General features: G+C 69.8%; 26 protein-coding genes, 1 tRNA gene and 1 other RNA gene. 10 read left to right on the top strand and 18 right to left on the bottom strand.

The window, feature by feature from the left end; all coding sequences use genetic code 11:
• Positions 1-16: 16 nt before the first annotated feature.
• Both FFT09_RS19700 and FFT09_RS19695 read right to left on the bottom strand, forming a co-directional pair.
• On the bottom strand, positions 17-832 hold the full coding sequence (locus tag FFT09_RS19700; RefSeq protein ID WP_138383613.1) for a DsbA family protein: 816 nt from the start codon (positions 830-832) through the stop codon (positions 17-19).
• Complete coding sequence (locus FFT09_RS19695) at positions 771-1,361, bottom strand: MauE/DoxX family redox-associated membrane protein (protein WP_138383612.1); 591 nt, start codon at positions 1,359-1,361, stop codon at positions 771-773. The genes FFT09_RS19700 and FFT09_RS19695 overlap by 62 nt, the downstream gene beginning before the upstream one ends.
• 50 nt (positions 1,362-1,411) lie before the next feature.
• On the opposite strand from FFT09_RS19695, the gene FFT09_RS19690 reads away from it, so the two are divergent.
• Complete coding sequence (locus FFT09_RS19690; protein ID WP_138383611.1) at positions 1,412-2,224, top strand: glutamate ABC transporter substrate-binding protein; 813 nt, start codon at positions 1,412-1,414, stop codon at positions 2,222-2,224.
• A gap of 128 nt (positions 2,225-2,352) precedes the next feature.
• Here FFT09_RS19690 and FFT09_RS19685 read toward each other — a convergent pair whose 3' ends face one another.
• From FFT09_RS19685 to FFT09_RS19670, 4 genes are all read right to left on the bottom strand, one after another.
• Entirely contained in the window at positions 2,353-3,102 is a 750-nt protein-coding gene (locus tag FFT09_RS19685) for an ion transporter (RefSeq protein WP_138383610.1), read from the bottom strand.
• Positions 3,103-3,155: 53 nt separating this feature from the next.
• Entirely contained in the window at positions 3,156-3,566 is a 411-nt protein-coding gene (locus FFT09_RS19680) for a DUF2267 domain-containing protein (protein ID WP_081193930.1), read from the bottom strand.
• A 175-nt stretch (positions 3,567-3,741) separates the two neighbouring features.
• Positions 3,742-4,560: a serine hydrolase gene (locus FFT09_RS19675; protein WP_244231428.1), complete on the bottom strand. Its 819-nt coding sequence runs from the start codon at positions 4,558-4,560 to the stop codon at positions 3,742-3,744.
• 95 nt (positions 4,561-4,655) lie between these two features.
• Positions 4,656-5,534, bottom strand: a complete 879-nt coding sequence (locus FFT09_RS19670) for a LysR family transcriptional regulator (protein ID WP_167305410.1) — start codon at positions 5,532-5,534, stop codon at positions 4,656-4,658.
• Between the two features lie 168 nt (positions 5,535-5,702).
• On the opposite strand from FFT09_RS19670, the gene bla reads away from it, so the two are divergent.
• Positions 5,703-6,638, top strand: a complete 936-nt coding sequence (gene bla / locus FFT09_RS19665) for a class A beta-lactamase (protein WP_167305409.1) — start codon at positions 5,703-5,705, stop codon at positions 6,636-6,638.
• Between the two features lie 126 nt (positions 6,639-6,764).
• Here bla and ssrA read toward each other — a convergent pair.
• Positions 6,765-7,137: a transfer-messenger RNA gene (gene ssrA / locus FFT09_RS19660) on the bottom strand.
• Positions 7,138-7,322: 185 nt separating this feature from the next.
• Here ssrA and FFT09_RS19655 point away from each other — a divergent pair.
• From FFT09_RS19655 to FFT09_RS19645, 3 genes are all read left to right on the top strand, one after another.
• Positions 7,323-8,012 carry a sensor domain-containing protein gene (locus tag FFT09_RS19655; RefSeq protein WP_081193928.1) on the top strand — a complete coding sequence of 230 codons (690 nt, stop codon included), beginning with the start codon at positions 7,323-7,325 and terminating at the stop codon, positions 8,010-8,012.
• 107 nt (positions 8,013-8,119) lie between these two features.
• Positions 8,120-9,193: a sensor histidine kinase gene (locus FFT09_RS19650; RefSeq protein WP_208544476.1), complete on the top strand. Its 1,074-nt coding sequence runs from the start codon at positions 8,120-8,122 to the stop codon at positions 9,191-9,193.
• 27 nt (positions 9,194-9,220) lie between these two features.
• Positions 9,221-9,862 carry a response regulator transcription factor gene (locus FFT09_RS19645; RefSeq protein ID WP_081193924.1) on the top strand — a complete coding sequence of 214 codons (642 nt, stop codon included), beginning with the start codon at positions 9,221-9,223 and terminating at the stop codon, positions 9,860-9,862.
• Between the two features lie 4 nt (positions 9,863-9,866).
• On the opposite strand, the gene FFT09_RS19640 is transcribed toward FFT09_RS19645, so the two are convergent.
• A complete protein-coding gene (locus tag FFT09_RS19640; RefSeq protein ID WP_024876856.1) occupies positions 9,867-10,238 on the bottom strand; it encodes a cupin domain-containing protein in 372 nt (123 codons plus the stop codon).
• An 81-nt stretch (positions 10,239-10,319) separates the two neighbouring features.
• Here FFT09_RS19640 and FFT09_RS19635 point away from each other — a divergent pair, with 81 nt between their 5' ends.
• Together FFT09_RS19635 and FFT09_RS19630 are read left to right on the top strand one after the other, a co-directional pair.
• The gene (locus FFT09_RS19635) at positions 10,320-10,778 is read left to right on the top strand and encodes a MarR family winged helix-turn-helix transcriptional regulator (protein WP_024876857.1); all 459 of its coding nucleotides are present in this window, start codon (positions 10,320-10,322) and stop codon (positions 10,776-10,778) included.
• Between the two features lie 115 nt (positions 10,779-10,893).
• Positions 10,894-12,273 carry an acyltransferase family protein gene (locus FFT09_RS19630; RefSeq protein WP_138383605.1) on the top strand — a complete coding sequence of 460 codons (1,380 nt, stop codon included), beginning with the start codon at positions 10,894-10,896 and terminating at the stop codon, positions 12,271-12,273.
• Here the strand turns inward: FFT09_RS19630 and FFT09_RS19625 are convergent.
• The 8 genes from FFT09_RS19625 to FFT09_RS19590 all read right to left on the bottom strand — a co-directional run bounded on the left by FFT09_RS19625 (position 12,159) and on the right by FFT09_RS19590 (position 20,408).
• A complete protein-coding gene (locus FFT09_RS19625; protein ID WP_138383715.1) occupies positions 12,159-13,073 on the bottom strand; it encodes an amidohydrolase family protein in 915 nt (304 codons plus the stop codon). The genes FFT09_RS19630 and FFT09_RS19625 overlap by 115 nt on opposite strands.
• Positions 13,073-13,555, bottom strand: coding sequence for an SsrA-binding protein SmpB (gene smpB, locus FFT09_RS19620; protein WP_024876859.1), 483 nt, complete (start codon positions 13,553-13,555; stop codon positions 13,073-13,075). Before smpB ends, FFT09_RS19625 begins: the two co-directional genes overlap by 1 nt.
• A 41-nt stretch (positions 13,556-13,596) precedes the next feature.
• Positions 13,597-14,496 (bottom strand): permease-like cell division protein FtsX, encoded by a 900-nt coding sequence (gene ftsX, locus FFT09_RS19615; RefSeq protein ID WP_081193916.1) that lies wholly within the window; start codon positions 14,494-14,496, stop codon positions 13,597-13,599.
• A gap of 66 nt (positions 14,497-14,562) precedes the next feature.
• Positions 14,563-15,252 (bottom strand): cell division ATP-binding protein FtsE, encoded by a 690-nt coding sequence (gene ftsE, locus FFT09_RS19610; protein ID WP_024876861.1) that lies wholly within the window; start codon positions 15,250-15,252, stop codon positions 14,563-14,565.
• Positions 15,253-15,312: 60 nt separating this feature from the next.
• Complete coding sequence (gene prfB, locus FFT09_RS19605; protein WP_081193914.1) at positions 15,313-16,419, bottom strand: peptide chain release factor 2; 1,107 nt, start codon at positions 16,417-16,419, stop codon at positions 15,313-15,315.
• A 97-nt stretch (positions 16,420-16,516) separates the two neighbouring features.
• The gene (locus FFT09_RS19600; RefSeq protein WP_024876863.1) at positions 16,517-17,017 is read right to left on the bottom strand and encodes a PadR family transcriptional regulator; all 501 of its coding nucleotides are present in this window, start codon (positions 17,015-17,017) and stop codon (positions 16,517-16,519) included.
• Positions 17,018-17,158: 141 nt separating this feature from the next.
• A tRNA-Met gene (locus FFT09_RS19595) sits at positions 17,159-17,235 on the bottom strand.
• A 191-nt stretch (positions 17,236-17,426) separates the two neighbouring features.
• Positions 17,427-20,408 carry a UPF0182 family protein gene (locus FFT09_RS19590; protein WP_138383604.1) on the bottom strand — a complete coding sequence of 994 codons (2,982 nt, stop codon included), beginning with the start codon at positions 20,406-20,408 and terminating at the stop codon, positions 17,427-17,429.
• 158 nt (positions 20,409-20,566) lie between these two features.
• Between FFT09_RS19590 and FFT09_RS19585 the strand changes: the two genes are divergently transcribed.
• The gene (locus tag FFT09_RS19585) at positions 20,567-21,124 is read left to right on the top strand and encodes a PPA1309 family protein (RefSeq protein ID WP_138383603.1); all 558 of its coding nucleotides are present in this window, start codon (positions 20,567-20,569) and stop codon (positions 21,122-21,124) included.
• Positions 21,125-21,136: 12 nt separating this feature from the next.
• Here FFT09_RS19585 and FFT09_RS19580 read toward each other — a convergent pair whose 3' ends face one another.
• Complete coding sequence (locus FFT09_RS19580) at positions 21,137-22,291, bottom strand: YlbL family protein (protein WP_244231427.1); 1,155 nt, start codon at positions 22,289-22,291, stop codon at positions 21,137-21,139.
• Positions 22,292-22,404: 113 nt separating this feature from the next.
• Between FFT09_RS19580 and FFT09_RS19575 the strand changes: the two genes are divergently transcribed.
• Entirely contained in the window at positions 22,405-23,814 is a 1,410-nt protein-coding gene (locus tag FFT09_RS19575) for a zinc-dependent metalloprotease (protein ID WP_138383602.1), read from the top strand.
• A gap of 19 nt (positions 23,815-23,833) precedes the next feature.
• On the opposite strand, the gene FFT09_RS19570 is transcribed toward FFT09_RS19575, so the two are convergent.
• The gene (locus FFT09_RS19570; RefSeq protein ID WP_081194535.1) at positions 23,834-24,451 is read right to left on the bottom strand and encodes a M48 metallopeptidase family protein; all 618 of its coding nucleotides are present in this window, start codon (positions 24,449-24,451) and stop codon (positions 23,834-23,836) included.
• A 110-nt stretch (positions 24,452-24,561) separates the two neighbouring features.
• Here FFT09_RS19570 and FFT09_RS19565 point away from each other — a divergent pair, with 110 nt between their 5' ends.
• Positions 24,562-25,638 (top strand): hypothetical protein, encoded by a 1,077-nt coding sequence (locus tag FFT09_RS19565; RefSeq protein WP_244231426.1) that lies wholly within the window; start codon positions 24,562-24,564, stop codon positions 25,636-25,638.
• Positions 25,639-25,687 lie beyond the last annotated feature (49 nt).

Genomic DNA, 25,687 nt, shown 5'->3' with positions numbered 1-25,687 from the left:
CGCTGGGCGGGCGTCGTCAACCCTGCTGCGAGGCGACCAGTTTGTCCAGCCATGCCTCGTCGGCGAGGTCCACCATCTCACCGTCCGCCACCACCGTGGGCGTACCGAACCCGACGTTGCCGTCCCCGAAGTCGCGATGCAGGCTCGTGTCGTCGGCGACCCGCTGCATCTCCCGCTGGAGCAGATCGTCGTAGGTGCCGGACCGGACCCCTTCGGCGAACGCGTCGCCGGTGATGCCGACATCACGGCCGAGCTGGATGAGCTGCTCGTCGTCGTAGGCGCGCTTGCCCTCCTCCGGCTGGCTCGCGAACAGGCTGTCGTGGAAGGCGGTGAACTTGCCCGCGTCGGCGGCGAGCAGGGCCGCGTTCGCCGCGTCCAGCGAGTAGCCCGGCGGGTCGGAGCGCTCGTCGAGCATCGGCAGCATGTGCTGGCGCAGCCGCACGGTGCCCTGCTCGACCTGCTCCTTCAGCTGTTCGCCGTACTGCTGCTCGAACGTCGCGCACACCGGGCACAGGAAGTCGGCGTACACGTCGACGGTGATGGGGGCCGACTCCTCACCGACGACGACCACGGCACCGTCCCTCGCTTCGGGCAGCTCGGCCGCCACCGACTCCGGCGGAATGGCCTGCCCCTCGGTGGCGTTCTTGCTCGCGTTGGTCCACACCAGGCCGCCGATCACGATGCCGACGATGATCACGACCGTGGCGACGATCGCGGCGGTCCGCTTGGTGTCGCCGCCGCCCCGCGCCTTGGCGACCGCCTTGGCACCGTCAGACTTGGCCGCCAACTCCTGCTGACGCCGCTTCTTCGCCGTCCGCTCCGCTCCGCCCACTGGCGTCCTTCCTCTTCTCGTCGTTGCGTTCGGTCGTTTCCGGGCCGCTGCCCGTCCGGCCCCGCCGGAACCAGCGATCGACCGCCAGCGGCGTGCCCGGCCGAACGAGCAGCCAGGCCGCCAGAGCGAGGAACCCGAGGTCCCGCGCCAGTTCCTCCGGATAGGCCGTCTGTCCCGGCTCGACCTGCCCGCCGCCGCCGAAGCAGCCACAGTCGATCGTGAGCCCCCTCGCCCACGACTGCGCCACCCCGGCGATGAACACCACCAGCACCACCGCCGACGCCACCGCGGCCCACCGCGTGAAGGCGCCGGCCAGCAACAGCAGTCCCAGTACCACCTCCACCAGCGGCAGCAGCGTGGCCACGACGCCGACGAACTCGCCGGGCAGCACGTCGTAGGCCTGCACCGCGAGGTAGGTCTGGCCGGGGTCGGCCAGCTTGATCCCTCCCGAGATCAGCCAGATCGCGGCCAGCCCCAGCCTGGTGAGCAGGCCGACGACGTCGAGCAACCGTCCACGTGAGGGGAGCACACCGTCTAGGCTAACGAGCGCAGCTGTGAGAACGGTGAGAGGCAGTGGCGATGCGAAGGCTGAGATGCCTGGTCAGCGTGGCAGCAGCGGGTGTGATGCTTGCCGGGTGCTCGGCCACGGACGCCACATCGGGGTCAGTTGCCGCCCGAGCGGGTGACACCGGATCGTTGACCATCGGCATCCGGCTCGACCATCCCGGCCTTTCCGAGCAGACCGTCGACGGCCGGATCGTCGGCTTCGACGCCGACGTGGCGCGCTTCGTGGCGGCCGAGCTCGGGGTCGCCGAGGACGGCATCACCTGGAAGGAGACGGTGGCCGCCGAACGTGAGGACGCACTGCGCGACGGCACCGTCGACCTCATCGTGGCCGCCTACTCGATCACCGGGGAACGGCAGCAGGAGGTGTCGTTCGCCGGTCCGTACTTCGAGACCGGGCAGGATCTGCTCGTCCGGAGCACTTCCCCGCTCTCGGGACCGGAGTCACTCACGGGCCGCACCCTGTGCTCGTCGAGCGGATCGACTTCCGCGGCCCTGATGTCGGAACGCTTCGCGCGTTCGGCGACGCTGGTGGAGTACCCGCGCGTGTCCGAGTGCGTGACGGCGCTGCTGGCCCGCCGCGTCGACGCCGTGACCACGGACGCGGCGATCCTCGCGGGCCACGTCGCCCGGAATCCCGAGCTGCTGGAACTGACGGGGCAGCGGTGGTCCACCGAACGGTACGGGATCGGCCTGCCGAAGGGTGACGACGAGACGAGGGACGCCGTCAACGCCGCCATCCGCACCATGGTCGAGTCCGGGTCGTGGCGCGCGTCGCTGGAACGGCATCTGGCCCCGTCCGGCGTGGAGGTCTCGGACCCGCCCTGAGCCCCCCGCCCACCGTGTCCGCAGGTTAGGTAGCCGTGTCCGCAGGCTAGGTAGCCGTGTCCGCAGGTTAGGTAGCCGTGTCCGCATCGTGCGGTGCGGACACGGCTACGCAGACTGCGGACACGATGTCAGGGCACCTCTCGCTCGTGCAGGCCCTGGGCGACAGCGGCGCGGATCTGGGCCTGGTTCTCCCGCACCGCGCCCGAGAAGAACTCGTCCGTCCGCGGATCGGCGAGGACGTCGAGCAGGACCCGGATCGTGGTGTCCACGAGTGACCGCAGCACCTCGTCGTGAAACGGCAGCCGCGACAGCGCACCGGCCTGCGGGTCGCTTTTGACCTTCTCGGTCACGAGGTCGCGCAGCAGGTCCCGGTGCTCGTCCACGGCACGCGCGATGTTGCGCGGGTAACGCCCGGTCTCGAGGACCTTCGCCACCTCGTCGAGCACCGCCACCGTGACCGGCTTCTTGATGGCGTCCACGATCGGACGGGAGAACCGCTCGGCGAACCGCTGCGTGGCCCGCTCCCCGAACACCCGGTCGGTCGTCCTGGCCAGGCGCAGCAGGAGCACGACGATCCGCACCAGCCGCAGGCTCCGCAGCGCGGGGTGGGCGACCGGAATCATGCCGAGCACCTCGTACCAGTGGCGCAACGGGAACCGCCGGTTCCAGCGCTCGATGCGCCACCGCCACACGAACTCGGCCGCGAACACCGCGCAGATCACCGTGTCGATGACGAACACCGCCTGCGCGGTCTCCGGCGACACGGTGGCGAAGGTGACGTAGGTCAGCAGCGCCACGGACAACACCGCGAGCGCCAGCATCGCGATGTCCACGGCGCGGCGGCCTGTGCTGGGCGCGGCCTCGAGCGGGGTAGCCATGCGCGGCATTCTGCCCGCCGCCGCGGCAGGCGCCCCCGTGGTGGTGCGAGGTCTCAGCTCCGCAGGTCGCCCGTGCTGCCCGCGTCCACGATCGGCCGCAGTTCCTCGGGCAGCGAGTCACGCACCTTGCTGAGCACTCCTTCGGTGGCCTCGCCGGTGACTTCGAGGACGACCCGGGAGCCGTAGACGGCGTTGGGTTCGGGCAGGTGTCCACGCTCCGACACCCGGCGGACGAACTCGTCGAGCCCGAACCGTTCCCCCGACCCCTCCCCTTCGAGGGTGATGGTCCGGCGGAGGCTCTCCCCGATCTCGGTCGGGAGCTGGTCCGCGAGATGCGACGCCACCTGCTCCGGGATGCGCTCACCGAGCGTCTCCAGTGTGGCGCGGGTCAGCCCTTCCGCTTCGCCGCGGCTCGCCAGCTGCGCACGGGCCTGCACCTGTCCGATGAAGTGGTCGTGATCCATCGTCGCCTCTCTCCGGTCGCGGTATCGACAGAGGGAGGCTTGCCGGACCGGCGGGAGATCAAACGACGGCGCGCCACCGCGCGTCGAGGCGAAAGGACTACCGGCGGTGAACCTGGTCACCGGGCCAACGGAGCGATCCAGGCGCTGGTCTGTCGACACCCTGTTGCCGGTGCCGTCAGGCCAGGGCTTCCACGGCGTCCCGCGCCGCCGCGCCGACGGCCAGATCGACGTCCTGCTGAATACGGGCGATGCGCTCCGAGACGGTCAGCGCGGCGATCGCGACCCTGGAGGTGCCGTACTCGACTACGCCGATCTCGTGACGCAACGTCAGAAACGATCCGGTTTTGGCCGCGATGGCGACGTCGTCGGCCTGGAGGTCGGCGCCGATTCGGGGACTGGCAGGCTGCTTCGCCATCGCGTCGCGGACGGTGGCGGTCGCCGCGGGAGAGGCGACGTCGTCGGTCCATATGCGGCAGAGCAGCTCGACGAGTGCCCCGGCCGAGCCGACGGTCGCACGATGCACGTCGAGTGAGTCGATCACGTGGCCGCCACCTGCGCGGGAACCTTCCACCGCGAGGCGGCGGCCGAGCGTGAAATCGGGGCCCGCGACCCGTGTCGCCGCCTCGTACATCAGCCGCATCGGATGGCGAACGTGGATCGCGTCGACTCCCCAGTACCGGAGTCGGGAGGTGACGTCGGCGGGCGGGACGAGTTCGAACAGGGCGTCCGCGGCGGCGTTGTCACTGACCGTGATCATCTGGAGCAGCAGATCGTCGATCGCGCACGTCGCCGGGTGCCGGAAGGCGGAGAAACCCGTGGGGCCGGGGCTGCGGCCGGCCGGCTGGAGGGTGACCGCCGTGTCTCCGCCCAGCTCACCCCGTGCGACGCGGTCGGCGACGACGAGAGCGAGCGGTACCTTGGCGATCGAGGCCAGTGGCCACGGCCGGTCGGGAGCGACACACAGCTGCCGACCGGTGTCGATGTTGCGTGCCACGAAGCCACCGTGGACCCGGACGCTTCGCCAGCGGTGCCAGATGTGATCGGCCAACGAGAGTAGTTCGGGCGAATCACCGGACATCGGCGGCGTAGTCATGCCGCGTCCTCCGACATCGGCGCGGTGCCCAGCGCGGCCCCGATGAGACCCAGTGCGTGGTCCCGCAGCGGGCCTCGTGTGAGAGGGGACGGCAGCGGACCGCGTTCGACGAGGCAGTAGCCACGCCGCAGCGGTGGATCGGTCAGCGGCGCCCAGGACAGGCCGTGGGTGCGGGCCTCCCGGGCTGTGCAGAGGAGGGTCGCACGACCGGCGAGCGCTTCGGACACCGCGACGTGGGGCACCGGGGCGTGCATGAGCGCCGGGGACAGGCCCGCGGCATCGGCCGCCGCGTACAGCCGTTCGTCGCGGGGTGGCACCAGGTCGTGCGGCAGCACGAGGAGGCGACGAGCGGGCCCGCCCCGCCGTGGTCGCAGCGTACTGAGCCGCAGCGGCTTGGGTTCACGGCCGAACTCGCCCGCGGCGCCGAGGTGCACCGCCCAGAGTGCTGAGGCCGGGTCGCAGGCCTCCACCGTCCACGAACTGTCAGGGCCTTGTTCACCTGCCCGGGCCGGGGTGAGTTCGACGGTGATGTCCGCCCCGTCGAGCAGCGCCAGCAGTCGAGCAAGGGCTTCCGGGTCGCATTCCGGCGGAACGGCCAGTGTGACCGCAGCCGTGTCGGCCGCGCGGACGCTCCGTACGAGATGATCGGCCTGCTCGACGAGGTGGCGGGCGCGTGGGAGGAGCGTGGCGCCATCGGGGGTCAGCGCGATCCGCCGCCGCGACCGGTCGATCAACTCGACGTCCAGTTCGCGTTCGAGGGTACGGAGCCGGCGGCTCAGCAGCGGCTGGTCGACACCGAGCCGGAACGCCGCCTCGGAGACGCTGAGTTCTTCGGCGACGGCGACGAAACCTCGGAGATGGAGCACCAGATCCACGCTGCGCAGTATCGCCTACTCCACGCCACGTGTCGTATGTCGTGACGACATGGAGCCATGCGTGTCCGTCCTTGGACGTGGCGGCATGCGCGCTGCCACCGTGTCGACGCACAGCGGCCGAGTCGACACCAACGGCCGGTGTGGATCGAACGGACCGGGAGGCCCACGATGAACAGCGGTGATGGACTGAGCAGGCGTGCCCTGCTGGCTGGCGCGGCGGCGGGAGCCGTGACGTTCGGCTTACCTGCGACGGCGGTGGCCGAGAGCACGTCGGCGTGGCGGCCGGGTCGCGAACCACGGGTGGACGCCGAGTTCGCGAAGCTGGAACGGACGTACGAGCGGCGCATCGGTGTGCTGGCGACCAATATGCGCACTGGGCAGAGCCTCGAGCATCGGCCGGACGAGCGGTTCCCCATCTGCTCGGTGTTCAAGGTCCTGCTTGCGGCGCAGGTCCTGCGCGATCTTCCGGTGTCGGTCATGGATCGCAGGCTCACCTGGAGCACCGACGAGCTGGTGATCAACTCTCCGGTCACCGAGCAGACCGTCCGAAACGGCCTGACCGTCGCGCAACTGGCGGAAGCGACCGTGACGGTGAGCGACAACACCGCCGCCAACGTCCTCATGCGGGAGTTCGGCGGCCCCGCGGCCGTCACCGGCTTCGCGCGCTCGCTCGGCGACCGGGTTACGCGGGTCGACCGGTGGGAGCCGGAGATGAGCACCGGAACGCCGGGAGACGAACGGGATACGACGTCGGCGCGGGCGATCGCGCGCACATACGCTGCACTGGTGCTGGGCAGGGCGCTCGACGAGTCGGCAAGGAAACGACTCCGCACCTGGATGCTGGCGAACCGGACCGCGGGTCCGGTCTTCGGCTCCGGTGTCCCGGCGAACTGGACGCTGGCGGACAAGACCGGTTCGGGTTGGTACGGGGTCCGCAACGACGTCGGCATCACCTGGACGCCCGACGGCAGCCCGCTTGTCATCGCGGCATTCACCCGGGGCACGCGATATGAGGACGAGACGTTGAGCGAGCCGCTCGCGGAGGTCGCCGCGTCCGCATGCCGACGCCTGACAGCCGCCCACCGCACACGACACGGAGAGTGAGACAAGGCGCACCAGCGGGCCCGGAACGAAAAGAAGGCCACCCGTGAGACGGGTGGCCTTCCTCGCGTTCTCGCGTCGCGGTACTACTCCGGCACCCTCAGGCGCCGTGGGCGGGTAGTACCTCCAACGTGGAGGTGCCGGGAATCGAACCCGGGTCCTCTGCCGCCTTTCCAGGGCTTCTCCGTGCGCAGTTCGCTGTGCCTCTACTCGGCCCCACCGGTCACGCGAACAAGCCGGTGTGACGGGCCCAGCCACTGTGAGTTTCCCAACCGGTCCCCGTGGCCGGGACCGGCGGTGAGCCTCCTAGCTGATGCCGGCAGACCGGGACGGAGGCTTACCCGGGCCGACAGACTTCACCGTCGCTCAGGCGGCGAGGGCGAAGTCGCGCTGACTGTTCGTCTTGGCGCTTATTTTAGTTGCGACGACGCTTTCGGTGGTCGTTGCCTGCACCGGCACGCTTCCCCTGGATCAACGTCCAGAGTCGAAACCGTTCACCCCCTTGATCATCGATCTCGTGTCGATCGTTGCATCCAGGATAACGCGGGGGGCAAGTCGATAATTCCCGCGCCCTCCGCTTCGCCGGGGTGGGGGCAACCCCACCCCGGCGTCACCGGCAGGCACGATTGTCTCCGCCGCCACGCTCCCCGAGGCTGGGAGCTGTTCCACGGCGAAAGGGCTCGAACCATGTCCACCGCAGCGCACTCCCACGACACCGCACGGCCGTCGATCGGCGGATCGCTGGTCTTTCTGTTGCTGAGCTTCCCGCTCGGCATCGCGTCGTTCGTCGTTCTGGTGACGATGACCGCGGTGGGGACCGCGACCGCGATCGTGTGGGTCGGCCTGCCGATCATCGCGGCGACCGTGCTGGTCACCCGCGCGGCAGGACATCTGGAACGCGCCAGGGTCTACGCGTTGCTGGGCACGTTCGTTCCCTCACCGAGGAGGCCACTGCCCGAGGGCTCGTGGCGCGGCCGGTGGCGGACCCGGCTGACCGACTCGGCGACCTGGCGCGAGTACGGCTACCTGTTCCTGCTGTTGCCGCTGGGCATCGCCGAGTTCGTCATCATGGTGGCGACCTGGGCGGTCTCACTGGCGCTACTGGCGCTGCCGATCTACTACCGGTTCCTTCCGGACGGTGTCTGGCACTTCCCGTCGTACGACGAGCACCTGCGCTGGGTGACCGTCGACTCGGTGGGATCGGCGCTGCCGTGGTCGGCGCTGGGTCTGCTGTTCGCGGTGGCCGCGGCGCTGCTGACGCGAGGACTCGGCGCCGCGCACGCCCGCTTCGCGCGGCTCATGCTGGGCCCCACGGCGGCCCGCGAGCGCGAACTCGACGAGCTGGGCACCGTGCCGGTGGCACCGGTGGCAGGATGAACGCCATAGCGACGACGGAGGACCCGCACGTGCCGGACGCGAGATCCGCACCTGGCGACACCGGCGCCGGACCGGGACTCGCCCGGACGTTGCGGGCGCTGCTGTTCATGGTGGCGAGCTTCCCGCTGCGGCTGGTGCAGTTCGTGCTCATCGTGTGCGGCGCGCTGGTGGGGGCCGCCACGACGGTGATCTGGGTCGGTATCCCGATCCTCATGGCCACCACGTGGCTCGTCCGCGGCTTCGGCGACCTCGAACGACGTTGGGTGCGGGCGACGCTGCCGGTCGAGATCCCCCGCACGGAACGGGCGCCCGAGGTCGGCGGCTGGGTGCGCCGGTGGCTGACCCGGCTCACGGACCCGACCACCTGGCGGGATCTCGGCTACCTGATGATCGCGTTCCCGCTGGGAGTCATCGAGTTCGCGGTCGGGCTGGTGGGCATCGTGCTGGTTCCCGTGGCGATCTGGGTGGTGCCGTCGCTGGGCTGGCTGCACGCGCAGCTCGCGCACGCCCTGCTCGGCCCGCCGAGGGCCCGCCGCGCCGAGGCGAAGGCGCAACGGCTCCAGGCGTCCAGGGCGCGCGGCGTGGACGCCGCCGAGGCCGAGCGCCGCCGCATCGAACGCGACCTGCACGACGGCGCGCAGCAGCGGCTGGTCTCGGTGGCCATGACGCTCGGCAGGGCCAGGGCGAAGGTCGGTGACCCGGCCGCCCCCGACGCCCTGCGCGAGCTGATCGACGAGGCGCACACGGATGCGAAGCTCGCCGTGTCGGAGCTGCGCGACCTCGCCAGGGGGATCTACCCGGCCGTGCTGGCCGACCGGGGACTCGACGCGGCGTTGTCGGCGCAGGCCGCGAAGTCGCCGGTGCCGGTGGACGTCTCGGTCGACGTGGAGCCCCGCCCACCGGCCGCGGTGGAGACCACCGCGTACTTCATCGTGGGCGAGTCGCTCACCAACATCGCCAAACACTCGGGCGCCGGCCACGCGCGGGTCGCGGTGTGGCGCGAGGCGGAACGGGTCGTCGTGGAGGTCACCGACAACGGCCGGGGCGGCGCGTCCCTGCGCCGCGACGGTGGCCTCGCCGGGCTGGCCGACCGGGCTGCCACCATAGACGGCACCGTTTCCGTCGTCAGCCCACCCGGCGGCCCCACGGTCGTGAGAGCGGACCTGCCGTGTACGTGGTGAGCTGGGCACAGCACCTGGGGAGCACGTATGCGAGTGGTCATCGCCGAGGACGCCGTCCTGCTGCGCGAGGGGGTGCAACGACTGCTCGCCGACGACGGGATCACCACCGTGGCCGCTGTGGACAATGGTGACCACCTGGTCGCGGCAGTGGAGACCCACCGTCCGGATCTCGCGCTCGTGGACGTGCGCATGCCTCCGACGTTCACGGACGAGGGACTGCGAGCGGCGCTGCGGGCCCGGGAGCTGGTCCCGGGGCTGCCCGTGCTGGTGCTCTCACAGTACGTCGAGGAGACCTACGCCGTGGAGCTGCTGTCGGCGGGCGCGGGCGGGGTGGGCTACCTGTTGAAGGAGCGCGTCGCGGACGTCGCCGAGTTCCTCGACGCGATCCACCGGGTGTCCTCGGGAGGCACCGCGATCGATCCCGACGTGATCGCCCAGCTGATGGCGCGTGGCCGTCGCGACCCGCTGGCGTCGTTGACCCCTCGGGAGTCCGAGGTGCTGGGCCTGATGGCGCAGGGGATGACCAACAGCGCCATCGCGGCCCGGCTCGTCGTGTCGCACGGCGCGGTGGAAAAACACATCGGCAACATCTTCGCGAAGCTCGGCCTGGAGACCAGCGACACCGAGCACCGGCGGGTGCGGGCGGTGCTGACCTACCTTGGCCGCTGAGCGCTCACCGCGACCAGGGCGGATCGATACTCACGCCGTTGACCGTGCCGCGGATTCCGGCCGAGGTACACACGGTCAGTGAGGCCGGCACCTCTCCGGTGTTGTGCAGGCGGACCGGGACGTCGGGCGGCACGATCGCGGCGTCACCGGGGCTCAGCGGCTCGGCCGTGTCCCCCAGTTCGATCGTCACCGCCCCGTCGTGGAGGACGAAGACCTCCTCGACGTCCACGGTGTGGCGCTCGCTGCGCGCGCCGGGTGCGGCGTCGAGCGCCCACACGGCAAGCTGTGTCGAGCCACGGCTGGGCACCGCGAGTGGGTGAAACGTGAAGCCGGTGCGCTCGAATCGTGGCGCCTGCGCGCGCGTCACCACGGCCATGCGAACCTCCATCAATAGTCAATGAGCTTTACTATCTCTACAGTAGAGAGCCCTCCCAAAACAGTCAAGGAAGTTGACTATATGGCCGACGGGGAACTCCCGATGCTCTTCGCGACCGCGTTCCGTGCCGTGATGGACCACGTGCACGACCGTCTCGCGGCCGAGGGCTTCGACGACGTCCGGCCCGCCCACGGATTCGTGTTCCAGTACCTCTCGTTCCACCGCTCGGCGACCGCCGTGCAGCTCGGTGACCATCTGGGAATCACCAAGCAGGCCGCCGTGCAGCTCGTCGACGAACTCGAACGGCGGGGCTACGTCGCCCGCACACCCCACCCGCACGACCGGCGCAGCCGCCTCGTCTCGCTCACGCCTCGCGGGTGGGCCTGCGTCCAGCGCGTCACGCAGGTGTGGCGGGAAGTCGAGCAGCGCTGGGCGGAGCTCATCGGCAGCGAACGGCTTGAGCAGCTGCGTGCGGACATCGCCACCCTCACCCACGACACGGCAGGCGGCGCACCCGTCCCACTGCGTCCACTGTGGTGAGTGGAAGGGGTCGGTGCGGTAGGGCGGGCCCCACCGTCCGCCGCGAGTGAGCCCCACCCCGAAGACGCCTGCCCGCACCGCTGTGCCTGCCACGCCGAGACGACAGGCTCGGTGCATGACGCTGAGCCTGCCGTCCGCGGCGACCGACGTGCCGACCCGCGACCGTTTCCTCGACGCGATCCGCGCCCTCGCCATCGTGGCCGTCGTCGCGCAGCACTGGACGATGCCGGTGCTGTCCTACGACGACGGGCAGCTCGCCACGGGCAACGCCTTCACCACGCCGGGCTGGTGGGTGGTGACCTGGCTGTCCCAGGTGATGCCGCTGGTCTTCTTCGCGGGCGGGGCCGCCAACCACCTCTCGCTCGGCCGTGCCTCGTCGAGCACGGCCTGGCTGTCGAGCCGGCTTCGCAGGCTGCTGTTCCCGCTGCTGCCGTTGCTCGCCGTCTGGCTGGCCGTGCCGACGGCACTGCGGCTGTTCGGGGTAGCCGAGCAGCCGGTGGCCGTCGCCGGGAGCATCGCCGCGCAGCTGCTCTGGTTCCTCGGCGTCTACCTGCTCACGATCCTGGTCACGCCCGTACTGGAACACGCCCATCGGCACTGGCGCTGGGCGGTACCGCTCGCCCTCACGGCCGCCGCGGCGCTGGTGGACATCGCCCGGTTCGACGGCGTGCCCTACATCGGCTACCTCAACGCGGGTTTCGTGTGGTTCGCCGTACACCAGCTCGGCTTCTTCTACGCCGACGGCACGCTGCGGTCGCTGTCCCGGCGCACGGCACTCGCCGCGTCGGCGGTGGGCTTCGGCGGCACGGCCGTGCTCGTCGCGTTCGGACCGTATGCCACCAGCATGATCGGCATGCCGGGAGCCGCGATGTCCAACATGAGCCCGCCCGCTGTGGTTCTGGTGCCGCTGGCGGTCGGCCAGCTCGGGCTCGTACTCGCCCTGCGCCCCGCCCTGGATGCCTGGGCACAGCGCCCCGCCGTCGCCCCGGCCCTGAACTGGCTCGGCGCCCGGTTCATGAGCGTCTACCTGTGGCACATGCCCGCGCTCATAGTGCTCACCGGGATCACCGTGCTGGGATTCGGCTTCGCGACCCCCGAGCCGGGCACGGCGAGTTGGCTGGTCACACTCCCAGGCTGGCTGCTGTCGGCGGCGGTGCTGTTGTGGGCGGTGCTACGTGCCGTCACCCGATTCGAGACCACCACGCCGCGGGCGGCCTCCGCCTCACCGGCCCGGCTCGTCACCGCCGCGGTCCTGGGCGCGACGGGCACACTGGCACTGGCCGCCACGGGATTCGCCGCCACACCGTGGCCGTGGGCCGCTCTGCTCGTCCTCGCCTACGCGCTCACCCAGACCCGTGCCCCGTCGCTGCGCAACCGGCGTCACATGCCGAGTAGGCGGGCGGGGGTGTCATGCAGTACGGCGCGCAGGAACGGCTCCCCCAGCCCGGGGTCTGCCTCCGCCCACGCCGCCACGGCCCGCAACTGGGTGGCGTAGGTGTAGGGGATGTTCGGGAAGTCGGTGCCGAGCACCACCCGGTCGGCGATGCCCGCGAGCCGCCGGGGCCAGTCCCCCGGCACCGGCATGAACTCCTCGGTGAACGGCACACCGACCATCGTGGTGTCCAGATACACCCGGTCGTAACGCTGCACCAATGACAGCGCCAGGTCGTACTCGGGCATGCCCGCGTGTGCGAGCACCGCCACCAGCCGGGGATGCCGCCGCAGCACCCGCTCGAACACGTCGAGTCCGGTGTGGGCGCCGCGCAGCGGTCCGTGCCCGCAGTGAACGACCACGGGCACTCCCGCCTCGGCGAGCAGTCCCCACACCGCGTCCAACGCCTCGTCGGCCGGGTCGTACGCCCCCACCTGGACGTGGGCCTTGACGCACCGGGCGCCCGCGGCCACGGCGGCGGCCACATCACGCTGCGCCGACGGCTCCGGATACACCGTCGCCGTCGGCACCGCCTCAGGGACCCCGTCCGCGAAGTCGCGTGCCCAGCCGTTCAGCCAGGCGGCCATCCCCGGCTTGTGCGGGTAGACCAGCGGCGCGAACGCGCGGACGCCCACCGAGCGCAGCGCGTCGAGCCGCTCCGGCTCCGGTAGCCGGTACCGCACCGGCCACCGCAGGCCGTAGTGGTCCTCGGCCCGGTCGAAGTACTCCCACACCTTGGTCAGCATCCGCTCGGGCAGGAAATGCACGTGGATGTCCACGAGCCCGGGAAGGCCGAGGGAGCGAACCCAGCCCGCCACCTCGTCGTCGGTCCGAGGCCCGGGGCCGTCGTCCTCCGGCGGGATCACCGGCGGTACTTGCCCTTCGCGGCCCGCCCCATGGCTTTGGCCATCTCCCGCTGCGCGTCCCGTTTGGCGATCGCCTGGCGCTTGTCGTGGGCCTTGCGGCCCTTCGCCAGCGCGAGCTCGACCTTGACCTTGCCGTCCTTGAAGTACATCGACAACGGGACGAGGCTGAACCCGGTCTCCTTCGTCTTGCCGATGAGCTTCTCGATCTCCCTGCGGTGCAGCAGCAGTTTGCGCTTGCGCCGCGGTTCGTGGTTGGTCCACGTGCCGTACGAGTACTCGGGGATGTGCAGCCCCCGCAGGAAGACCTCGCCGTCGTCCACGGTCGCGAACGAGTCCGCGAGCGAGGCCTTGCCCGCCCGCAGGCTCTTGACCTCGGTGCCCGCCAGAGCGACCCCGGCCTCGTAGGTGTCGACGATCGTGTAGTCGTGCCGGGCACGACGGTTCGACACGATCACCTTGCGACCGCTTTCCTTCGCCATGCTTCGACTGTATCTCCCCGGCGCGGGTTGCCCCGACCCCTTTAGTGCCGGACGTACAGTCGCAGCGTCACGTACCCCGTCACCGACGAGATCAACACGGACACGCCGAGCAGAATGATCGACACCGGGAAGAGGACGTCGGTCAGCAGGATGGGCGGGATGACACCGCCCGTCGTGGCCAGGATCGAGTCGAGCACGAGGTACTTCAACGCCACCAGCCCCCCGGTGCCGATGATCGCGCCGAGGACGCCGGCGACCACCGCCTCCAGCAGGAACGGCAGCTGCGTGTACCACCGGGTCGCCCCCACCAGCCGCATGATGCCGACCTCGGTGCGCCGCGTGAAAGCCGAGACCTGAATGGTGTTCGCGATCAGCAGCACCGCGGCCAGTGCGGCGATCAACGCGACGATGAAGGTCCCGTTGCGCCCCGCGTTCAGCAGCCCGAAGAAGCGGTCCAGGAACTTGTTCTGGTCATCGACGCTGTCGACACCCTCCATCGCGGAGAACTCCTGCACGATGACGTCACTGCGCTCGGGGTTGAACAACTTCACGTGCAGCGACGCCGGCAGCGACTCCGGGCGCGCCAGCTCCACCAGATCCGGCTGCCCCTCGAAGATCTCCTGGAACCGCTGGTACGCCTGATCGCGGTTCTCGTACACCACCGACTCGACCGCCGGGTTGGTCTCCAGCGACTGCCGCAACGTCGTACACGTCGTCGACGAGCACGCCGAGTCGTTGTCGCTGACCTCGTCGTTCAGGTAGACCGTCACCTCGACGTCGTCGAGATAGTTCGCCTGCATCTTGTCGATCGTGCGGACGAACAGCAGCCCACCGCCGAACATCCCGAGGGAGATCGCGGTGGTGAGAATCATCGCGATGGTCATCGTGACGTTCCGGCGCAGGCCGGTGATGACCTCACTGAAGACGAAGCTGGCACGCATCGGGGGCGTTTCCTCAGGTCGGGGGGTCGGGGAGGGGGAGGGCGGGGAAGGGGCGGGTGTGCGACGTCAGCGACCGACGCCGTACACCCCACGGCGGTCGTCCCGGATCACGCGACCGTGATCCAGCTCGACGACCCTGCGCCGCATCGAGTCGACGATGGAATGGTCGTGGGTGGCCATCAGCACGGTGGTGCCCGTGCGGTTGATGCGTTCCAGCAGGAGCATGATGTCCTGGCTGGTGTCGGGGTCGAGGTTCCCGGTGGGTTCGTCGGCGAGCAGCACCAGCGGGCGGTTCACGAACGCGCGAGCGATGGCGACGCGCTGCTGCTCACCACCCGACAGTTCGTTCGGCATCCGGTCGGACTTCCCGTCGAGCCCCACCAGCTCCAGCACCTCCGGCACCACCTTGGTGATGGTGTTCTTGGGCTTGCCGATCACTTCGAGAGCGAACGCGACGTTCTCCGCCACGGTCTTGTTCGTCAGCAGCCGGAAGTCCTGGAACACGCAGCCGATGGTCTGGCGCAGGCGGGGAACCCGGCGCCGGGGCAGCTTGGCGACGTCGAAGTTCGACACCATCACCCGCCCGCGGCTGGGTACCTCTTCCCGCAGCAACAGGCGCAGGAACGTCGACTTGCCGGAGCCCGACGGGCCGATGAGAAAAACGAACTCGCCTTTGTCCATGTCGACCGAAACGTCCGCGAGCGCCGGACGTGAGGAGGTCTTGTAGACCTTGGAGACACTATCGAGCCGGATCACGGTCGGCCATCCTACAGTCGGAGCCGGTGAAGCCTCGGTTGCCTACCGCCTCCGGGAGACCTAGGCGAGTTCGGCCTGCTGCTTGCGCCACCGGATGCCCGCGTCGAGGAAGCCGTCCAGCTCGCCGTCGAGCACCGCCGAGGGGTTGCCGACCTCGTGCTCGGTGCGCAGGTCCTTCACCAGCTGGTAGGGATGCAGCACGTAGGAGCGCATCTGGTTACCCCAGCTGGACCCGCTGTCGCGCAGCGCGTCCAACTCGGCGCGCTCCTCCGCCTTCTTGCGCTGCAACAGCTTCGCCTGTAGCACCTTCATCGCCGCCGCCTTGTTCTGCAGCTGCGACTTCTCGTTCTGGCACGACACCACGATTCCGGTCGGCAGGTGCGTGATCCGTACCGCCGAGTCCGTGGTGTTGACGCTCTGCCCACCGGGGCCCGAGGAGCGGTAGACGTCGACCCGGATGTCCTTCTCGGGGACCTCGACGTGGTCGACCTCCTCCACCTCGGGCAGCACCTCGACGTGCGCGAACGACGTCTGCCGCCTGCTCTGGTTGTCGAACGGCGAGATCCGCACCAGCCGGTGGGTGCCCTGCTCGACCGAGAGCGTGCCGTAGAGGTAGGGGCCGCCGACCTTGAACGTGGCCGAGCGGATGCCCGCCTCCTCCGCGTAGGAGATGTCGTAGACGTCGGTCGGGTAGCTGTGCCGCTCGGCCCACCGCAGGTACATGCGCAGCAGCATCTCCGCCCAGTCGGCGGCGTCCACGCCCCCGGCCTCGGATCGGATCGTCACCACCGCGTTGCGGGTGTCGTACTCGCCCGAGAGCAGGGTGCGCACCTCGAGGGCGTCGATCTCGCCGCCGAGTGAGGCCAGCTCGCTCTCCGCCTCCGACCGGCTCGCCGCGTCGCCCTCCGCCTCGGCCAGCTCGTGCAGCACGGTCAGGTCATCGGCCCGCTGGCGCAGCTCACTCACCCGTCGCAGAGCCGCCTGCTTGTACGAGAGCTGGCTGGTCACCTTCTGCGCCGCCTCCGGATCGTTCCAGAGATCGGGGCGAGCGGCTTCCTCCTCCAGCTCGGCGACCTCCCTGCGGAGCGTGTCCAGGTCCATCACGGCCTCGATCTGGGACAGCTTTCCGCCGAGATCCTTCATGGCTGTTTCGAAGTCGGCACTCACAACCCACAAGGTTACGGCAAATCGAGCGGCCACTTCCGGGCGGCCGCTCGGACTCGCCTGCCCGGCGCCCCGTCGCTGGTAGGCGACGGGATGCCAGTCAGTCGGCCGACACCGCGTCCAGCAGCTTCAGCGCCGCCCTCGCGTGCGCCTGGCCGAACTCGGCGACAGCCTTCTCCACGGGGTCGTCCGCGGCCTTCACCGCGGCCCTGGCCTCGTCGAGCTCCGCCTTGTACGTGTCGCGGGCGACGTCGAACAGGGTGGCGCGCTGTTTCGGCGTCAGCACCCCGGAGTTCACCACCCGCAGGATGAGCGGGCTTCGCAGGTGATCGGGGGCCGAGGCGCTGGTCAGCCACGCCTTGAAGGCCTTCTTCCCCGCTGCGGTCAGGACGTACTGCTGGCTGGACCGGGGGCCCTGCTTACCCAGCCGCACGAAACCTTCTTTGTGCAGCGCGGGGAGCTCCCGGTAGACCTGACTCCTCGTGACGCTGAAGAACGTGCCGAATCGTTCCTCAGCCGCCGCGACGAGCTCGCCACCGGTCGCGGGACCGTCATGGAGCAGACCAAGCAGTGCTGCGGCAGTTGCGTTCAAATCGGACACGCTCTCTACCGTGCCATGAAAATCGCTATCTGTCCACAGTGGTCATGCTGAGGTCCACAATGGAACACCTGGTTCACCCTGCGCATCCGGCTCGGCACGCACGACGAAGGCCCGGACCATCAGATCCGGGCCTTCGTCTACTGGTAGCGGGGACAGGATTCGAACCTGCGACCTCTGGGTTATGAGCCCAGCGAGCTACCGAACTGCTCCACCCCGCGTCGTTGTGTTTTCCACTCTAGCACCTCTCCGTTTCCCCCTTCGAGGGGGGGGTCCCGGGGAGTTCCACCGAGTGGATCCCGCCGTGCGGTGACACCCACCTTACGCCAAGGTATCCCCCGGGCGCAAAGTGGGTGTCCTCCACGTCACATGATCATCGGAAACCGGCGATCACTCGTTCGGGGCGAGCACGTCAGTTACCCGACCCGACCAGTTCCTCGTACCTCCGTGCGGCCTCGTCCAGCTGCTGGAGCGCCTCGCCCTGCGCGGCGAAGTCACCCGACTGCTGAGCCTGCTGCAGACCCTCCAGAGCGGACTGGATGTCGTCCACCGCCTGCTGGACCTCCGGGTTGCCGTCGCCGCCGTTCTGCGCGGGCGGCTGCTGCTCGTCACCGTCGCCGGGCGGAGGGCTCTGCTGACCGTCCTCGGGCGGGTCCTGCTGGTTGCCGCCGTCGGAACCGTCACCGGAGCCGGCGTCGTCGGCCGGTCCTGTCGCGGCCTCGCCGGTGCCCTCACCGAACACCTCGTCCAGGGCCTCGTTCAGGGTGGACGCGACGCCGATCTTGCCGCCGAAGGACACCAGCACCCGCGCCAGCTGTGGGTAGCTCTGGTTGTTGCGCTGCTGGATGTACACCGGTTCCACGTAGAGGAACCCGCCCGCGACCGGAAGCGTCAACTGGTTGCCGTAGATGAGATCGACACTCTGGTTGCCGAGCAACGTCCGGTCCTGGGTGAACTTCGGATTACTCTGGAACGCGTTCTGGACCTGGACCGGCCCCTCCAGCTGCTGGCCTCCGCCGGTCGGCAGCTTCAACACCGTCATCTTCCCGTAGTCCTCCGGGTCGGATGAGACGGTGACCCACGCCGCGAGATACTGCCGCGCCAGTGGCGTCAGTGCGCTCGTGAGCTGGAAGGTCGGTTGCTCCTGGCCGGGTGACTGGGCATAGATGTAGTACGGCGGCTGGTTGTCCGCGTCGGTGTTCGGGTTGAGCGCGCCCTCCTGGGTCGGGTCCTGCGGCACGTTCCAGAAGGTCTGGGTCGAGTAGAACTCCTGCGCGTTGTTCACGTGGTACTTGGTGAGCAGCTCCCGCTGGACCTTGAACATGTCCTCCGGGTACCGGAAGTGCGCCCGCAGCTCGTCGCTGATCTGGTCGTTGGGCTGCACGAGGCCGGGGAACGTGCTCATCCACGTCTTGAGCACGGGATCCTGCTCGTCCATCGCGTACATCGTGACCGTGCCGTCGAACGCGTCGACCGTGGCCTTCACCGAGTTCCGGATGTAGTTGATCCGGTTGTCGGCCTGCCGCGCCACTCCGGTGAGAGAGTCCTGGGTGGCGCCGCCGAGCGACGTGCGCTGCGAGTACGGATAGTTGTTGATCGTGGTGTACCCGTCGACGATCCACTGGATCCGACCGTCGATCACCGCAGGGTACGGGTCACCGTCCACTGTCAGCCACGGCGCCACCTTCTCCACCCGCTCGCGGGGGTCACGGTGGTACATGATCTTCGCGCCGTCACTGATCTGGTCGGAGAACAGGATGTTTCGCTCGCCGTACTGGGCGGCGAAGACCAGCCGGTTGAACAGGTTGTCGATCGGCACGCCCCCCTCGCCCTCGTACAGATAGCTGCGGTCGTTGGCGGTGTCGTACTCGCCCGGCGCCTGTCCCGGCGTCCCGCCTGCGATCGCGTAGTCGGTGGGCAGTTCGCCGTAGTACACCCGCGGCTCCTCGACGCGGATGCCGGAGCCCTCGGGGTTCTGCGTGTCACTCGTGCGCGCCAGCGGGTAACCACCGTCGCTGTTGGCGTCCTCCAGCGCACGGTCGATGGTGTTGGCAGGCGCGGCGACGAAACCGTTGCCGTGCGTGTACACGAGGTGGCGGTTGATCCAGGTCTGCTGGTTCTCGGCGAGACCGCTGGTGTTGATCTCCTTGGCCGCGACGATGTACGCCTGCTCCTCGCCGTCCACGGTGTAGCGGTCGACGTCGAGCTTGTCCGGGAAGCCGTAGAAGTTCTCACGACCGACCCGCTGGGTGAACGTGGAGCTCAGCACGTTCGGGTCGAGCAGCCGGATGTTGGGGATCGTGCCGCTGTCCGACCGGACCTCGTCCGGCGACGCGTTGGTGTTGCCCGTGTAGTCGTCCCGGATCTCCACCGTCTGCTCGTCGAGCTGGTAGGCGTACTTGGTCGCCGCCATGTTGTGCTCGATCGAGGTCGCTTCCTTCTCGTTCGCGTTCGGGCGCACCGAGAACTGCTCCAGCACCGCGGGCCACGCGACACCGAGAATCAGCCCCGAGAGCAACAGCAGCACCAGCGCGATGGCCGGGAGCTGGATGTTGCGCAGGAACGCGCCGGTGAAGAAGGCGATGGCGCACAACACCGAGATACAGAGCAGGATCAAATTGGCCGGCATCGCCGCGTTGAGGTCGGTGTACGCGGCGCCGGTGAACAGGTCGTTGCGCTCCGAGAGCAGCAGTTGGTAGCGATCCAGGAAATACTCGGCGGCCTTGAACAGCACGAACACGCCGATCAGGACCAGCAGGTGTACACGGGCGGGGCCCGACACCTGGCCGCCCTTGCCCGCGAGGCGGATACCGCCGAACAGGTAGTGCGTGATCGCCGCGGCGAAGAACGACACGATCAGTGCCACGAACAGCCAGCCCAGCAACCAGCCGTAGAACGGCAGTTCGAAGGCGAAGAACCCGGCGTCCATGCCGAACACCGGGTCGGTCTGGCCGAACTCGCTACCGTTCAGCCACATCTGCACGATTTCCCAGTTGGCCTGTCCGCTCGCCCCCGCGATCAGGCCGACCGCCACCGGGATGCCGATACCGAAGAGTTTCGTCCGCGCGGCCACCACCGTGCGATAGCGCGCGAGTGGATCCTCCGAACCGGTGACGGGGACGAACACGGGCCGCGACCGGTACGCCAGCCACAGACTCAGCGCGAGCATGCCGCCCACCAGTGCTCCGGTCACGAAGAACAACGCGATCCGGGTCAGCAGGATCGTGCTGAACACGCTGCGCGCGTCGACCTCCCCGTACCACAGCCAGTCGACGTAGGTGCTCAGTAACCGGGCACCGAGCAGGAGCAGCAGGACGAGAGCGCCCGCAATGATCAACAGAATCCGGGCACGCCGAGACAGTTTCGGCAGGCTGGCTGGGGGCCGGGTGGCCACTACGCACACTCCCCGTGGTCTCAAGGCTGTTGTTGTCGGGGCGCCGACCTGCGAACGTCCCCTTGTTTAACTAACTGTACGGACCGCGCTCCGAGTTCCCGAACTGCCCCAAATCGGGCGTCGCCGGGCGCCACTCGACTCCCTGCCAGGATGGTGACATGACGGAGAGCGGCAACCGGGCAGGTCCCGGAAGGGTAGCGGCGCTGGTGCGCGAGGTCGAGGAGTTCGTCGCGAGCGGGGGATGGAACCAGGCCCCGCAGTTGTTCGCGCTGGTCCCGACGGCCGACCTGCTGCGGGAGCAGCCTGATCTCGCAGGTCAGCTCGACGACGACGCCGAGTTCACCCCCGTGGCACAGGACGAACTACCCGAGGGCGATCTCGCGGAGGCGCTCGGGCGCATCGCCTGGCCCGAGGCCGTCCACGGCTGCGCACTCGTGCAGGAGATCGTCATCCTGCCGCCGGACGCCGAGTCGGAACTGCCCGGTGTCGACGCGGACGCCGCGAGCGAGCAGGACACGCAGCGGCTACGCAGGGCAGCGGCCGACCATCCACGGCGCACCGAGGCGAGACTCGCCGCCGCCGTCCTGCGCGACGGGTCGGCCTCGTGCGTGATGCGACTGCGCGGTCTGGCGCCCGACGACACCGACGAGATCATCGAGAGCCCCGAACTGGCTCCCAATCTGGTCGAGGCACTCGCCGCCACGCTCGCGCCCTGACGCTCCCTGTCGTCAGCCGCCCGCGCAGGGGGTCGCCGGGCGCCCGTCGGCCAGTGACTCCAACGCGGTCACCGCGTCGTCGAGCGTGGCGACCCGCACCAGGCTCAGGCCGTCGGGTGCCGCCGCCACCGCCTCGTCGCAGTTACCCGCGGGGACCAGGAACGCGGTGGCTCCGGCCTCGTGCGCGGCCACCACCTTGAACGAGATACCGCCGATCTCCCCGACGTTGCCCGCGGCGTCGATGGTGCCGGTCCCCGCGACCCGCTCGCCCCCCGTCATCGCCCCCGGCGTCAGTTCGTCCATGATCGCCAGCGCGAACATCAGGCCCGCGGAGGGCCCGCCGACGTCCTCCAGCGCGATGTCGACCTCGAACGGCACGTTGGCGATGTCCGTCGGCTGGATTCCGATGAAGCCGTGGGGGCCGTTCGGATGGCGGCCCAGTGTGATGTCCTCCGTCCGCTCCGGCCCGTCCTCTCCCCGTACCGCGACGGACACGGTCTGACCGGGGCGGGTGTCCCGCAGCGCCGCCCGCACCCCGGCGGAGTCGGCCACGTCCTCACCGTCGATGCGCAGGATGCGGTCCCCGGGTTCGAGCACGCCCACAGCAGGGCTCTCGTCGACGATCTGGTCGACCACGACCCGCACCGGGTGGCCCAGCCTGCGCAGTGCGGCGACCTCGGCGTTGCTCTGCGAGTTACGGAACTGCCGCAGGTTCTCGCGGCGCACCTCGTCGTCGGACTGCCCCGGCCGGAAGTACTCCTCCCTCGGTGCGAGGGCGTACCGGCCGCTGAGCCACATCCCGAGGGCTCCGAACAGGGTCATGTTGTCGTTGAGCGACACGGTCGTCATCCGCAGTTCACCGTCGGTGGGATACGTCCGCTCGCCGTCGACGCGGATCACCTCGGAACCGTTGACCGCGCCGAGCGTGTCGTAGGTCGGTCCCGGGCCCAGCGCGACGTACGGCACCCGCACGAACGCCCCCAGCAGCGCGAACGTGAGAACGAGAACACCACTCGCGAGCATGGTCCAGCCACGCCTGCTGAGCCGCAGGCGCCGCTGGCGGTCCCGGTCCGGGTCCGTGCTCGTCGTGTTGTCGTCACGCAGGGTGTGCCTCGGGGGTCCGGCAGGCCCGTCCGTGGGTGCCGACTTGTCCGGGGAGTCACTCACGCGACCAGCCTACGGACCCTCCCCGCCGCCGACGTCGTGGGCGGTCCGGCGGGTCGTCGCTCCGGGTCACGGTCTGTTCTTCCCCGCTCGTCCGATCCGCGTACGGTGGAGTTATGAGCAACCCACCGTTCGGCTTCGGACTCCCCGACCCCGACAAAGGCCGTGACAACGACTCGTCGGGCTCCGGCGGGCAGTCCGGCTCGGGCGCCGACTCCTTCCAGCAACTGGGGCAGATGCTCAGCCAGCTCGGCCAGATGCTCAGCCAGGCGGGCAGTTCCTCGGGGCCGGTGAACTACGACCTCGCGAAGCAGATCGCGCTGCAGCGGCTGGGATCCGAGGGGCAGCTGGGGTTCAGCGCGGGCGACACGACGGGTGAGTCCGCCGTGCGCGACTCGTCGCACCTCGCCGAACTGTGGCTGGACGGCGCCACCATCCTGCCCGCCGGCGCGTCCACCACCGTGACGTGGACGGCCCGGGACTGGATCGACAAGACACTGCCCACCTGGCAGCGACTGTGCGACCCCGTGGCCAAGCAGGTGAGCGGCGCGTGGATGCAGGCACTGCCCGAGGAGGCGAAGCAGGCGGCCGGCCCGCTGCTGTCGATGGTGGGCCAGATGGGCGGTATGGCTTTCGGTTCCCAGCTCGGCAACGCGCTGGCCGCACTGGCGTCTGAGGTCCTCACCTCGACCGATGTGGGGTTGCCGCTCGGCCCCGAGAACACGTCCGCGCTGCTGCCGAAGAACATCGAGAAGTTCACCGAGGGGCTGGAGCGACCGACCAGCGAGGTGCTCGTCTTCCTCGCCGCCCGCGAAGCCGCGCACCAGCGGCTGTTCGCGCACGTCCCGTGGCTTCGGCAGCGCCTGCTCGCGACCGTCGAGGAGTTCGCCTCGGGCATCACGGTCGACACCTCCGCGCTCGAACAGCTCGCCGGGCAGGTCGACCCCAGCAACCCGGCCAGCATCGAACAGGCCATGTCGTCGGGCCTGCTGGAACCGCAGACGACTCCGGAGCAGCAGGCGGCGCTGGACCGGCTCGAGACACTGCTGGCGCTGGTGGAGGGATGGGTCGACGTCGTGGTCGCCGAGGCCATCGGCGACCGGCTGCCCGGCGCCGACGCACTGCGCGAGACGCTGCGTCGCCGACGCGCCACGGGCGGACCGGCCGAGCAGACGTTCGCGACGCTGGTCGGCCTCGAACTCCGGCCCCGCCGCATGCGTGCCGCCTCCGCGTTGTGGAAGCTCGTGGGTGACCGGCACGGGATGCAGGCAAGGGACACGCTGTGGACCCACCCGGACCTCATGCCGAGGGCCGAGGACCTGGACGACCCCATGGAGTTCGCCGAGCGGCTCGGTGACAGCGGTGCGCTCGGCGCGGACGTCGACCCGATCGCGGAACTCGAGCGGACCGAGCGCGCCGAGCGGGCGGCCCGGGAGTCCGAACCGGGCCCCGCCGACTCGGACTCCTCCGGCCCGGACACCGACGAGGGGCCCGGCGCCGCCGGGAACAAGCCCGGCGACGCCTGAGCGGCACCGCGGGTGGCGGTCAGGCGTGGTCGAGTCGCGCGCCACCCGGGCCCTCCGCCGCTGACAGCCCTTCGAGGAATCCGATGGCCCGTTCGGTCTTCGGATACCTGTTGACCAGGTTCCAGAAGGTGCGATTGTGTTCGGCGACCCGCAGGTGTGCCAGCTCGTGCACGAGTACGTAGTCGAGCACCCACGACGGCACGTCCCTGAGTCGCTCGCTGACGCGGATCGTGCGGTCGGCCGGAGTGCACGAAGCCCACCGGGTGCGCATCGGCGGTACCCAGCGCACGCCGGACGGCTGCGCGAGGCCGTCGAGGTAACGCCGGGAGAGTTCGGCGCAGCGCAGCAGCAGCGCCTCGTCGGACGCCCTGGCCGGGCTCGCCCGCCTGCTCTCCGTCCGCTGCAGCTTGCGCTGCATCTCGGCCACCCAGTGCCGTTCCTCCGCCTTGGTCATGGTGGCGGGTATCAGCACGATCATCGTGTCACCGTCCCGGTACGCGGTGACCGTCCTGCGGCGTCGCGCGCTCCGCCGGACCTCGACCTTCTGTTCCTTGTCAGCGGTGTTCCTGGTGCGATTCCTGAGAGAGGGAACCCGTACATCGGCCACGGGGACAACGGTAAGGCCAGAGACCGACAACGCGGCGATCACGACCGCCGTTCGCCCTGAGTTGTCCACAATTGTGTCGCCCTGTGGACAACTCCGTCACGGCGTGTGCGGAAGCGGTGCCATGCGGTCACGATGGCCGCATGACCGGACCACCCCCACAGGCGACGGCACCCCCGGCGCCCCCAGCGCCCCAGGCGCCCGGCGCCCTGCCCCAACGTCCTCGGCTCCGTCGCGGGCTCCCGGTCGTGGAGCGCCGCGCCGACGAACTCCAGATCGGCCTCGATCCCCGGCACGCGGTGGTCGCCACCGACGTGCCGCCCGTGCTCGTGGACGTACTGCGCAGTCTGGACGGGCGGCGCAGTACGGCAACACTGCTGGACCTGGTCAGCGTGGAGCACGAGGACCGGCTGTGCGCGGTCCTCGTCGAACTCGCCGAACGCGGCCTGGTCGAGGACATCGAGCAGGGCGACACCCGCCCGGGGTCGGCCAGCTCGACCACAGCACGCCACAGCGCACCCGGGCTCGCCCGGTGTTCGATCGGCGTGTTCGGGAGCGGTCGGCTGGCCGCGGCGGTGACCAGCCTGCTCGCCGCGGCGGGCGCGGGGCGCCTCGACCTGGCCGCCGACGGCGTCGTGGCCGAAGCCGATCTGGGTTCCGGATTCCAGGACGACGACCTGGGCCACGACCGGCAGGCCGCCCTCGGCCACGTTGCCCGGCGTACCCATCCCGAGGTACGCCTCGGGAGGCTGCGTCCCGAGCGGGCCAACGACGTGGTCGTGCTCACCGACGCCGTGGTCCCCGCTCCGGAGGTCGTCACCGGCCTTGTGGCGGCGGGAACGCCGCACCTGGTCGCGCGGGTTCGGGACGGCATCGGCATCGTCGGCCCGCTCGTCGTGCCGGGCCGCAGCAGTTGCCTGCGCTGCGCCGACCTCCACCGGACCGGACTCGACGCGTGCTGGCCGCGTATCGCGGGCCAACTGGCGGGCCACTACCAGGATGCCGACCTCACCAGCGTTCACGGCACCGCCGCGCTGGCCGCGGGACAGGTCCGGTGCGCGCTGTCCGCGCACGGGACGACGCCGACGACCTCGACGCCTCCGCCCACCTGGAACGCGACCCTGGAACTCGACTGCCTGACCGGTACCGTCACCCGGCGTGAGTGGCCGCCGCACCCACATTGCGGCTGCGGTGCACGACGCCACAGGGCACGCCACTGACTTTCCCGTCCCAAACCGGTGCGGAAGCGGTGATCCGGAAGGCAGAATC

Origin of the sequence: Saccharomonospora piscinae (assembly GCF_005862235.1) — a bacterium.
Classification (GTDB): Bacteria; Actinomycetota; Actinomycetes; order Mycobacteriales; family Pseudonocardiaceae; genus Saccharomonospora; species Saccharomonospora piscinae.
The sequence above is the reverse complement of the archived record's forward strand: the minus strand, read 5'-3'. Positions and strand labels throughout refer to the sequence as shown.

Bases quoted from the DNA above. Each gene is read 5' to 3' on its own strand.
- FFT09_RS19655 (WP_081193928.1), top strand. From the start codon at position 7,323: ATGTCCACCGCAGCGCACTCCCACGACACCGCACGGCCGTCGATCGGC.
- FFT09_RS19630 (WP_138383605.1), top strand. From the start codon at position 10,894: ATGACGCTGAGCCTGCCGTCCGCGGCGACCGACGTGCCGACCCGCGAC.
- FFT09_RS19640 (WP_024876856.1), bottom strand. From the start codon at position 10,238: ATGGCCGTGGTGACGCGCGCGCAGGCGCCACGATTCGAGCGCACCGGC.
- ftsX (WP_081193916.1), bottom strand. From the start codon at position 14,496: ATGCGTGCCAGCTTCGTCTTCAGTGAGGTCATCACCGGCCTGCGCCGG.
- FFT09_RS19635 (WP_024876857.1), top strand. From the start codon at position 10,320: ATGGCCGACGGGGAACTCCCGATGCTCTTCGCGACCGCGTTCCGTGCC.
- FFT09_RS19680 (WP_081193930.1), bottom strand. From the start codon at position 3,566: ATGGATCACGACCACTTCATCGGACAGGTGCAGGCCCGTGCGCAGCTG.
- FFT09_RS19650 (WP_208544476.1), top strand. From the start codon at position 8,120: ATGGTGGCGAGCTTCCCGCTGCGGCTGGTGCAGTTCGTGCTCATCGTG.
- bla (WP_167305409.1), top strand. From the start codon at position 5,703: ATGAACAGCGGTGATGGACTGAGCAGGCGTGCCCTGCTGGCTGGCGCG.
- FFT09_RS19575 (WP_138383602.1), top strand. From the start codon at position 22,405: ATGAGCAACCCACCGTTCGGCTTCGGACTCCCCGACCCCGACAAAGGC.
- FFT09_RS19690 (WP_138383611.1), top strand. From the start codon at position 1,412: ATGCGAAGGCTGAGATGCCTGGTCAGCGTGGCAGCAGCGGGTGTGATG.
- FFT09_RS19565 (WP_244231426.1), top strand. From the start codon at position 24,562: ATGACCGGACCACCCCCACAGGCGACGGCACCCCCGGCGCCCCCAGCG.
- FFT09_RS19685 (WP_138383610.1), bottom strand. From the start codon at position 3,102: ATGGCTACCCCGCTCGAGGCCGCGCCCAGCACAGGCCGCCGCGCCGTG.
- smpB (WP_024876859.1), bottom strand. From the start codon at position 13,555: ATGGCGAAGGAAAGCGGTCGCAAGGTGATCGTGTCGAACCGTCGTGCC.
- FFT09_RS19645 (WP_081193924.1), top strand. From the start codon at position 9,221: ATGCGAGTGGTCATCGCCGAGGACGCCGTCCTGCTGCGCGAGGGGGTG.
- FFT09_RS19585 (WP_138383603.1), top strand. From the start codon at position 20,567: ATGACGGAGAGCGGCAACCGGGCAGGTCCCGGAAGGGTAGCGGCGCTG.